Consider the following 10789-nt stretch of genomic DNA (forward strand, 5'->3'; position numbering starts at 1 on the left):
TAGTAATCGCTGATTGCAACCGAACCTGACGCGAATACTTGATTCACCTCGGCAGGCCTAGACTCTTCGAACGGTGGATCTGTAACTGAGATCGGTGGGATGTACGTCGAAAATGGCGACCAGCTCTGAACATATTGCGCTCACACTTATAAAAAGCCGCACCTGCGAGGGGCAGCTAACGGCCGATTCTGTTGAAAAAGTCGGATTTTCAAATGACCTGAACTCAGGCACGACCATCGCCTAAGAACCGATTCACCACATTGAGTGGTTTCTCGGCCCTTCGTTGACCGTTGCTGCTCAGTTAGTGGGTTAATTTGAGGTTTTTTGCTGAGTGCAGGCGCACCTATCCCGTGACCGGTGGCCCTTGAGAAGTAAATTTGGCCAGCCGTCGTAGGTTCTGCACCGCAGCGGCCAGCGTGAATTCATCCGTCGCACCACTCATGCCACGTAGTCTCAGGCGATCCAATTTCAGGATGCGCTTGAGGTGGGCAAACAACATTTCGACCTTTTTACGTTCATGGCGAGAGCGCTGATATGCCGGCGTTGCTGCAATGCGCCGAGCCACCTCGCGCGCAGCTTCATGCACGCTGCGAGCGATCTTGCGGAACGCAGTGTTCGGGCAGCACTTGGCTTTCATCGGACACGTAGCGCAGTCGGTCTGCCGGGATCGGAAGATGATGGTGTTGGCTTTGGTGACGTGTGAACGTTCATTCTTGAAGGCTCGCCATTCGCTGCGCAATGGGTTGCCGGCCGGGCAGCGGTATTCCTCAGCCTCTTCATTCCAGTGGAAATCGCTGCTCGAAAAACTGTCGTTCTTGCGCTCGGTTTTGTCCCACACCGGCACATGCGGCTCGATGTCCTTTTCCTCTACCATCCAGGCCAGCATCGGCGCGGTTCCGTAAGCGGTATCGCCAATGAGGCGCTCCGGCTTGATGTCGAACTGCGCTTCGACCCGTTCGATCATGGACTTGGTGCTCTCGACTTCTGCGGTTCGATGAGCCGGTGTGGGTTCCACATCCATGATCACGCCGTGCTCGGTATCGATCAGATAATTCGTGGAGTAAGCGTAGAACGCTGGGCCACCTGGAGCAGCGGTCCAGCGGGCTTGAGGATCCGTCAGCGACAGGCGCTTCGGTAGCGTTTCGGCCAAAGCCTCTTCATCGAGGCCTTCAAGGTACTCACGCACGGCGCGGGTGCTCAGGGCCGGATCGTTCCAGTTGACCTGTTCATCACCCGGTACACCTCGCTGCCGGCTGGCATCCGCTTTGATGATGCTGGCGTCCACGGCAAAGCCTTCACCTTTGACCAAGCCTGCGTCCATGCAACGACGCAGCACTTCATTGAACAGCCAGCGAAACAGATCGCTGTCCCGAAAACGGCCGTGTCTATTTTTGGAAAAGGTCGAGTGATTGGGGACTTCATCTTCAAGGCTCAACCGGCAGAACCAGCGATACGCCAGGTTCAAATGAGCCTCTTCGCACAACCGCCGCTCGGAGCGAATGCCGTAGCAATAGCCCACGATCAGCATGCGGATCATCAGTTCAGGATGAATCGACGGACGCCCGATCGGGCTATAGAAATCGGCGAGGTAATGGCGCAGGTCGCTCAGATCGAGACACCGATCAATGCTGCGCAGAAGGTGAGTTGCTGGAATGTGATATTCAAGGTTGAACGAGTAAAACAGCCGATCCTGCCCACTCGATAACTGTCCCATCATGCTGCGTGCTTCCCTGCTGGCCAATGCAGATATTTTGCCGCAGGCCAGATAGGGGAGCTACTTTTTCAACAGAATCGGCCGTTAGCTGACACTTGCGATTAGGCTTTGGAATTACCTGGTGCCGAGTTTTTTCTAGCTCGTGGCTTGCGCTTAATCTCGGGCAGCTGGCGTATCTGAATCAATTGCTGCTCCAGGGTTTCAGCTCGGGCGAGCTGCGCTGCGGCACACTGCTGTGCTTGGCTGAGTTCGCTCTGGGCCGACTCTAGTTTTCGTTGCAGGTCGTCATGCTTTCGGCTGGCGGCTTTTAACTGATTTGCTGCGGCTTTCCCCTCCTCCTGGGCCCTATCAACCTCGCGGTGAGTTCGGTCCTCAACGCCACGCAAATAACTCTCCTGCGTGATTCGCTCCTGCTCGGCCTTGAGTCGCAGCGAGTGGAGTTCCTGTTGGAGTGTTTTATTTTGCTGCTGGGCATCATGCCGTTCACGTTGTAAGGCATCACGCTGTTGCTGCAGCTCCTCGATCTGCGCCTGCCGCTGTACCAACAGCAGATCCAGGTCAACCAACCGCGATTCGACCGCCTGACGCCCAGCCACGGCTTCTGAGACTTGTTGGCGCCCCTTTGCTAGACCCTGATGCGCTTTACCCTCAATTGCTGCGAGTCGCTCGCGTTCACTGCCCAGCAATAGGCGCTGTTCCGCTAAGCCTTGTTCCGCTATTCCCTGCGCCAAGTGGATCGCCTGCCGCCACACTGCGACAAATGCCTGCGACACCTCACTAGGTAATGCCGGCAATCGCGTCTAGCCGCTCAGGCGTTCGGCCAGAAGTGCCCACCAAATATCGAGCAGTCCACCGACGCGAGCCGGGCTACCGCGGCCCAGTTCCTGGAGCACGCGTTCCACCGTCGGGCGCTCGCCCCGGGCCAGCACTGCGTCGGCCGCCGCGAATACGTCATGTTCCGGCACTCCTACTGCCATGACTCATCTCCGCGTATATTAGGTCTGATAATAGAATGTTATCCGCCGTTATTTTCCGACTGCTGAAATTTCAGCCCGATGAACCTACTCAATAACACCGATCAGTTAGCGCTGGTCGACGCAGCAGCACTCGATCCTTATGTCCTCGCGCTCAACGCGCAAGAGGCCGCCACGGCCGTTATCACCGCCGGCACAGCGGCCAACACCCTGCGCAGTTACTGCAGCGCCCTCGCCTACTGGTCGGCGTAGCTGCAGTTGCGTTACGGTCTGCCGCTGGGCGATGCGCCGCTCCCCGCTACCGTGGCGGTGCAGTTCGTCCTCGATCACCAGGCTCGACCTTTAGCCGACGGCACATGGACGCACCTGTTGCCACCCAGCATCGACGCAGCACTCGTCACCGCGCGGACCAAAGCCAAGCTGGTACCATTGACGTTCAACACGGTCAGCCATCGGCTGGCCGTACTGGGCAAATGGCACCGGATCAATGAATGGGACAGTCCGACCGAGGCACCGGCGCTGAAGACCCTGTTGCGCGAGGCGCGCAAGGCGCAGTCGCGCCATGGCATGAACGTGCGCAAGAAAACCGCGATCGTGCTCGAGCCGTTGCAGGCGCTGCTCGCCACCTGCGACGACGGCGTGCGCGGCGTTCGCGACCGCGCCCTGCTCCTGCTCGCCTGGAGTGGTGGAGGGCGGCGACGTTCGGAAGTGGTGAGCCTGCAAGTGGGCGATGTGCGCCTACTGGATGCCGACACCTGGCTGTACGGCCTGGGCGCAACCAAGACCGACACCGGCGGTGTGCGCCGCGACAAGCCACTGCGTGGAGCGGCAGCAGACGCTCTTGCCGCTTGGTTGGCCGCCGCGCCCGCCGACAGCGGCCCGTTGTTTCGGCGGATATATAGGGGCGGCAAGGTCGGGACCACAGGCTTATCGGCGGATCAGGTGGCACGCATTGTTCAGCGCCGGGCGAAACTGGCCGGACTGGAGGGGGATTGGGCTGCGCATAGCTTGCGCTCTGGCTTTGTAACTGAAGCCGGGCGTCAGGGGGTGCCGATCGGTGAGGTGATGGCGATGACTGAGCACCGTAGCGTCGGCACGGTAATGGGCTATTTTCAGGCTGGATCGATAATGAATAACCGCGCCGCGCAACCATTGACCCATCCAAACTCGACGAAGGAGCCGCATAACTGATCAAGTCGTAGCTATGCTGTCAAATCTGAGATGCAAAACCCAGTACAAGCGACATCGTCAACGTACCCCTGTCGCTACTAGGTGATTATGATATTTTACAAAAGGATGACGGCCGTGCAGACCCACTATCCATGAATACCGACATCCCTCAATCAACTGGGTAAGGCGATAATCGCTCATGAAGACTTAAGAGCAACCCTGCCTTCCATACAACCTGTTTACTTATCAAGACCAACAACATTGCTGATCGTCTATAATAATTCAGACTGCGTTCTAAATGGAGTTCTTTCGTCACTGACGAACAACGCCTTATCCGATGAAACCACTGGCGTGTAGCATTAATGCAGAGTGGAGCTAGATTGTTAAGCCGCTGCAGCGACAGAATAGCGTGAAGAATACCTCACCAGTGCAGCGTGCGCCCTCTACACTGCTCCCGCCCTATCCTATCTGATGCACATGATAAACTCTTCCATACGAGAATTTATGTCTAACCCCGCTATTGGTGCAAGATTAACAAACTGCGCAATGTACCAGGCCCTCTCAGGCTCGTTCAGGAGCTCTAGAACAGCATACCCAATCTCTGAAGGAGTCCTCGGAAATATGCCACAGCTATACAGCGCTGTTTTGTATAAGCTCTGTAGTTCCTGCTCACTATAAGCCCCCAGCAAAACCCCAAGGACAATCAGCGCCGCGCTTCTATGGATAGCATTTGAATCTCTTGCCCCATGATACATACACAAACTGTAATGGTAATTTTTATGGATTATTGGAACCTGCGACTTGTAGCCAAAAGCTACTCTGGCAATCCCGCAGTATCGATACTCTGTTCGTATTGATAGAAAGCTGCTCAGCAAATCACGAATTAGTTTCGTCGCGCCCGAAGTACGTTCGACTTCTTTTCTGTTGATATGCAACCAGTTTTGAACCCTGAAACCCAAAGATTTTAATGTTACGAACTCATATGGGGTTCTATCGGTCCTGCGTCCATAATATAAATCCGAAAAATATGCGAAAGACTGCCATGAACGATATAGACCATAATCGTCTCGGGTCGTAGCAAGCATGGTCTTATGTAATGAGCAATATGCCACATCAAGGCGGCACCAAGATTTCCTCCAGTATGGAACCGACCGGAATTTAACGTCCTCATCAAGACATTGTCGGCAGAAAGATTTTCTGCTACGAACACTCAAGATCATATCTTTATTCTTCATATCAAAATACTGCTTGCAGTGCAAGTGATCTATCCCGAAGCGAGCGCAAAGCCTCTTAAATATCACGCCAAAACTAAAGTCATAATCAATCCCGTTGCGCAGCGAACTTTCTACATAGTACTCAGCAACCTCGATAGTTAAAGCGCATTTTTTGCTGGTCGCGCAACGAAATAGCCATGAGGATAATGTTTCATCGCTATAAGGCTGAGGAAACCCTTTGAGGATCCTCTTCTTTGTTTCCCTCAATAATCCCATCGGCGTACAAAACCCTCGTGCATGCTTTCCAAGGTTATTTTTTCTTCGCCATTCTTAAGAGCATGGATCGCACCAAACTTTATAGCCTTCAACACCTCATCCATCGTTCCGTTTGTGTTCGACAAAAGGTATTTTACCGTTTCCTCAGAGTACAGCTTGGACGCTTTGCGAAGAGGTAAATTTTCTTCTACCGAGGCCAAGAAGCTTCTGAACTCATCGCCCTCAACCCATGGCACCAGCTTTAAGACTTCAAACCGCCGTTCTAGTTGTTTATCTTGCTGAAGCGCGTTTAGTGCTGATGATGTACCGAAGCCCATTATCCTGAGATGATAAGGCGGACCTGATAGAGTTTTCAGCAAGGAGAGATTCTTTCGTTGCTCCGCCAACTGAGCTAACAGCGCATCATGAAACTCGTCAATGATCACAGCAATGATTTTTCGTAGTTGGAGGTGTTTCTCCAAACCATTAGGCAGCTTTCCGGAGGTCCCCTGTGCTTTTAATGGTACGCCCAGAGCCATTAGCAACAAATCTCGAAAACTTAGTTTGTCAGGATTTTCTGATAGACTTGCAAATGCTACAACGCCATCGACTACAATATGTTTACTATTTACTCTATTGATTATGCTGGTTTTCCCGGCTCCGCCTTCCCCGCAAACAAGGAGGCAAGGCGCAGGGGACGTTCCGCGAGCGCTGAGCATGTTGTTAACAATTCTCTCAACCTTTGAACACTGCGGACAGTCCACCCAAATATTCTTATGTATAGTATCAACTCTTTCCACAAACCCTGACAGAGCAAGCGATCGCTTAGATTCTTTTATGTGTGAAAGGTCCATTCAATCCTCACTATTGAAAGGCAGTGGCTTCTTGGAATAATCAACGCTAATTTTTGAGTGGATCTCAACTGGCAATCTGGGGCCATGCTCCCTCCTGATTGCTTGCTGCCTTCTCTCTTTTCTGGTAATAGCTTGCGCGTTCAATACAATTTCCTCAGAAGTTTTTCTGAGCTCAATTCTCCCTTCCTCCGTAACCCATCGCGCCTTCGATTTTTCCTGTTGAAATAGCCCGCCAATTCGTGCAACCTCAAAAAGATTGTCGTTTTGCGCAAGATCTGAAAAAGGGACATTTATATATTCATCATTCAAGCGAGCCCAGATTCTTTTCATAGATAAAGGGTTGTACTTTATAAGAATATCTTTTCCTACGTGAGGCGCCAGATCAGGGCAGTAATAATAATTATTCTTGAAGCGTATGCCTTTCGTACAAATTGTACGTCTATCTTGAGGAAGAAAATCAATAGTTAGCTCAGCTTTCTCGCTATTAGTTAGAATGTTGGGGTTGTAGCTTCCAAAGTAATCAAACCAAGCATCTCCAGGTGTCTTCTTTATGGCGCAGTGCGGAGTGCTATGGTAAATCGCGACTTGCGTAGCAAACCACTTAGAGAATTCCAAGAAAGTCATGCAGGATTTTTTTTCGCTATCGTATCCCTTTCTTACCTTGGTATTAGAGAAAGTCGTCCCCGGCAAAAAATGCACTTCACCCATAAGAGTACCAATCAATCTTTCTATATGCCCTCCGTAATGTTTCTTTCCAGGCGGGCGCCAGTTAAGCTTGATTTTATTTTTGTCACATGCTTTCTCCATGCTAAGTGTTTTAAACTCTTTCGCATTATCCGAGTTAATAGCCTCAGGCTTTCCGGAGAACGGGTAATTGATACCTTCACACCCTATCATGGATAAATAATCTGCTTTATTAGCCACTGCAAACGCGATCGTTGCAGCCACCGATACGGATGAAGGATTATGCCAAGATAAATAGTAAGACAATATCACCCTGGTATTAACATCAATTAGTACGGTAAGCCAAGGTCTGCCAAGCGGTGTTCGATCATCATCGCATAAAATTATATCGACCCGTGTGTGATCAATCTGTGTGACTTGAAGAGGTCTGCTTAATTTAAGTCTTCCAGGTTTCATTCCTAATTTGTCGTAAGCATCTGCTGCTCCATATTGTAGCTTGCGCAGTTCGAGCGGACTGATAGAATGAACTCGTTTCGCAACTGCGCCCAAGCTCGGTATGGGCAAGCTTGACTCCGTGCACTTATCTTTCACTGCCTTCCAAACCGCCGAAGGCCCGGCCACTCTATTTATTAATTTGCTTTTAATACACTCGACTATAATATTTTCAACGGCTTCAACTAATTGGTACTCACCTTTTTTTCTGCCTCTTTTAGTTTGAAGCAGAGCAAGTGATCCAGCGTCCTCGTCATATTTATGAAGAAGCCTATAAAACGTGGTTTTTGAACAAGGGATTAGGCCTAATGCGCTTTTATAGGTGATTTCTTTATCTAAATATTTTTGAATCACATCGTTCCGACGCCTAGCCTCTTTGAGCTCTTCAAACTCGGCTTCATCGCAACGCGTTCCTCTTTTTTTTGTGTTTCTCATCGGCTCATTTCGTCGACAGTGAGAGGTCACAATACACATTTTTTTGCGGGCGCCGTACACCCCTCGGCGCATTTTTCCGGAGATTTTTTCCTTTTGGATATATTAACTTTGTATAATAATACTCTATATAGATATGACTTTTAAAAGAGGGAAAAACGTTATTCGCTCCACCGTCAATAATTTTTCCCACGCTGGCTTTAATCAAATACAGTAAATTCAGTTGGTTAGTCTATTTTTTAACTTTTGAAATCTCGATTTTAACTGGAGCCTCTGACAACACGCGTGTGATTGAACTTTTCCCTCTTTAACAGTTGAAAAAATAAATATGTATATAAATCAATAAATTACCATCACTGCCCTCTTTAAGTGTTATTCACAAATCCAGAAATGTCGTCCTTGATGGGCGTGATCGCACACCGAGTCCGAATTGCCTATCCGTTGGGTTAAAGCGGTTTTTGAGAGTCAGCTCGCTCGTTAAGGCATTACTGATATTGCAGTCGTCCACCTACAAACACGTCGCTGTGTGAAATCTAAAACGATGAGCATGGAGTTAGTGCGCAGACTACCGCCTGCATCCGCTGCAATAGCGCCGGGTTCACGGCTGATGCCAGCCACTCGACGGAAGTCGCAATTCAATCCCAAGCAATCTTGTCATTTGCCAAGGCTTAAGGCAGGGTCGATACCACTGACATCTCTGCCAATGGAGTCACCCCATGTCAAAGCTATATCCCAGTATCGATCCTGAGGGGCTGGTCGAGTATTCCGTGGTCTATACCGACCGCTCGCTCAACCACATGTCGCAGTCATTTCAAGCCGTGATGAAGAACATTTCCAAGACCCTGAAACAGGTCTACAACGCCCAAGCTGTTGCGGTGGTTCCGGGCAGCGGCACGTTTGGCATGGAAGCGGTGGCGCGACAGTTTGCCACCGACCAACAATGCCTGGTGATACGCAACGGCTGGTTCAGTTATCGCTGGAGCCAGATCCTTGAGATGGGCAACATCCCGGCGGCCACCACGGTGCTCAAGGCCCGACCGGTCGACACAGGTCGCCAAGCTGCCTACGCCCCGCCCCCTCTGGACGAAGTACTGGCAGCCATTCAGGCGCAGAAGCCGCAGATTGTCTTCGCCCCCCACGTTGAAACCTCCTCGGGGATTATCTTGCCCGACGAGTACCTGCGGGCCGTCGGCGAGGCCGTGCATGCGGTGGGTGGTCTGTTCGTGCTGGACTGCATCGCCTCGGGCACGCTTTGGGTGGATATGCAGAAATGCGCAGTCGATCTGCTGATCAGCGCACCGCAGAAAGGCTGGAGCGCCTCCCCTTGCTGCGCCCTGATAATGCTCAGTTCCTTGGCCCTCAAGCGTATCGAACAGACGCAAAGCAGCAGCTTCGCCTGTGACCTGAAAAAGTGGCTGCAGGTCATGCAGGCTTACGAACAGGGCGGACATGCCTACCATGCGACCATGCCCAGTGATTCCCTCGCGCGGTTTAACGAAGTGATGAAAGAGACGCAAGCCTACGGTTTCGACAAGATCCGCGACGAACAACAGGCTCTGGGCGATCGGGTGCGCGCCATGTTGACCGGCAAAGGCATCAAAAGCGTGGCCGCAGCCGGCTTTCAGGCCCCTGGCGTAGTGGTGAGCTACACCGATGACGCAGACATCAAGAGCGGCAAGAAATTTGCCGAGCACGGCCTGCAGATCGCCGCCGGAGTGCCGTTGCAATGCGACGAGCCGGCCGACTTCCAGACCTTTCGTATCGGTCTGTTCGGGCTCGAAAAACTGCGCAATATCGAGCGCACGATCAGCACGCTTGAGCAGGCACTGGACGAGGTAATGGCATGACACCTCGCTGAACCCGGCCCTTGGAGTGCAGACGATTACGCAAGATTGGCCTATGTACGACAAAGCCCTGACTTTCAGGGCTTCGTCTCATCAGTACGCTCCACTTTTCGCCTATGTAAAGGTCATCGCCCACGTAATGAACCCCGCCACCATGGTGGTAAACGTCAGCGCGGTGAGGAAAAGCACGTCGATGACTTTTTCCAGGACATGGTTACGCCGCAGTTTGCGGGTTCTCAATGCCCAGTAGGACAGCAGCGTCGTCGTCAAATACAGGATCGCGTTAACGGCGAGCAAATCATCGCCCAAGGTGTCTTCGCTTCTTAGTGTGGTTACCACTTGAAAGATCCCGATAACCGTAATACAGACGCCGACCATCGCGGCGGACGCGGTAAAAATGTGCACGCAGATATCTTCATCCAGTCTTACGCTTTCACTTTCTTTGCTCATCACAATCCTCTCCGCTTGTGTCGATAGTTACTCAGCATAGAACGAAAAAACCCGGCTAAATAAGCCGGGTTTTTTTAGGGCGTCAAGAATCAACAGCAGCGCGTCTGTCCGTTCCCACCGCCGTAACGAGCCTCCTGGCGTTCCCGGAAGAACGCCTCGTAACTCATCACCGGTTTGTCCGGGTGTTTGGTTTGCATGTGCTCGACGTAAGTGTCGTAATCGGGCATGCCGACCATCAGGCGCGCGGCCTGACCGAGGTATTTGCCGAGGCGACTCAGGTCATTGAACATCAGCGCCCTCCTCCATCAAGCCTGTGGGATTGCCTGGAAGGGTGCTTCTTTATCCGTACGCTCCTTGGTGCCCCACGCGGCGATGCCGACTTTGAGCGCGAAGAACAGAATGCTGAAGACCACGAACAGGAACAGCGCCGTCAGTGTCGCGTTGGTGTAGGCGTTGAAAATCACGTGCTGCATCTGCGTGATGTCCTTCGCCGGGGCCAATACCTGCCCGTTGGCCAGCGCGTCGCTGTACTTCTTGGCCAGTGCCAGGAAGCCGATGGCCGGGTTGGCGTCAAACAGCTTGATGAAGCCTGCGGTCACGGTGCAGATCAGCAGCCAGACAGCGGGCAGCATGGTGACCCAGATGTAGCGCTGGCGCTTCATTTTGATCAGCACAACGGTCGCCAACATCAGCGCGATACCGGCCA

The 10789-nt window shown here is 52.1% G+C and carries 8 protein-coding genes and 2 pseudogenes; 2 read left to right on the forward strand and 8 right to left on the reverse strand.

Features of this window, described 5'->3' with window-relative positions; all coding sequences use genetic code 11:
• Positions 1 to 343: 343 nt before the first annotated feature.
• A complete protein-coding gene (locus ACQKP4_RS08570; RefSeq protein ID WP_427632171.1) occupies positions 344 to 1717 on the reverse strand; it encodes a transposase in 1374 nt (457 codons plus the stop codon).
• 98 nt (positions 1718 to 1815) lie between these two features.
• Positions 1816 to 2691: pseudogene (locus ACQKP4_RS08575) on the reverse strand (DNA-binding protein).
• A 78-nt stretch (positions 2692 to 2769) separates the two neighbouring features.
• On the opposite strand from ACQKP4_RS08575, the pseudogene ACQKP4_RS08580 reads away from it, so the two are divergent.
• A pseudogene (locus ACQKP4_RS08580) lies at positions 2770 to 3879 on the forward strand (site-specific integrase).
• Between the two features lie 443 nt (positions 3880 to 4322).
• Here ACQKP4_RS08580 and ACQKP4_RS08585 read toward each other — a convergent pair.
• Genes ACQKP4_RS08585 through ACQKP4_RS08595 form a run of 3 tightly spaced genes read right to left on the reverse strand, consistent with a single transcriptional unit; the run spans position 4323 to position 7792 of the window.
• Positions 4323 to 5348, reverse strand: coding sequence for a TniQ family protein (locus ACQKP4_RS08585; protein WP_427632173.1), 1026 nt, complete (start codon positions 5346 to 5348; stop codon positions 4323 to 4325).
• Positions 5336 to 6181, reverse strand: coding sequence for a TniB family NTP-binding protein (locus ACQKP4_RS08590; protein ID WP_427632175.1), 846 nt, complete (start codon positions 6179 to 6181; stop codon positions 5336 to 5338). Before ACQKP4_RS08590 ends, ACQKP4_RS08585 begins: the two co-directional genes overlap by 13 nt.
• Positions 6182 to 7792: a Mu transposase C-terminal domain-containing protein gene (locus tag ACQKP4_RS08595; RefSeq protein ID WP_427632177.1), complete on the reverse strand. Its 1611-nt coding sequence runs from the start codon at positions 7790 to 7792 to the stop codon at positions 6182 to 6184.
• 713 nt (positions 7793 to 8505) lie between these two features.
• Here ACQKP4_RS08595 and ACQKP4_RS08600 point away from each other — a divergent pair.
• Positions 8506 to 9636, forward strand: coding sequence for an aminotransferase class V-fold PLP-dependent enzyme (locus tag ACQKP4_RS08600; protein ID WP_427632178.1), 1131 nt, complete (start codon positions 8506 to 8508; stop codon positions 9634 to 9636).
• A 111-nt stretch (positions 9637 to 9747) separates the two neighbouring features.
• Here the strand turns inward: ACQKP4_RS08600 and ACQKP4_RS08605 are convergent, their stop codons facing one another.
• The 3 genes from ACQKP4_RS08605 to ACQKP4_RS08615 all read right to left on the reverse strand — a co-directional run.
• Positions 9748 to 10083, reverse strand: coding sequence for a hypothetical protein (locus tag ACQKP4_RS08605; RefSeq protein ID WP_427632180.1), 336 nt, complete (start codon positions 10081 to 10083; stop codon positions 9748 to 9750).
• Positions 10084 to 10172: 89 nt separating this feature from the next.
• Positions 10173 to 10373: a YbdD/YjiX family protein gene (locus tag ACQKP4_RS08610; protein WP_427632182.1), complete on the reverse strand. Its 201-nt coding sequence runs from the start codon at positions 10371 to 10373 to the stop codon at positions 10173 to 10175.
• 15 nt (positions 10374 to 10388) lie between these two features.
• Positions 10389 to 10789, reverse strand: a 401-nt coding sequence (locus ACQKP4_RS08615; RefSeq protein WP_427632184.1) for a carbon starvation CstA family protein, incomplete at its 5' end; no start/stop codon positions are given.

This window comes from Pseudomonas sp. NPDC086278 (assembly GCF_050280905.1).
Taxonomy (GTDB): Bacteria; Pseudomonadota; Gammaproteobacteria; order Pseudomonadales; family Pseudomonadaceae; genus Aquipseudomonas.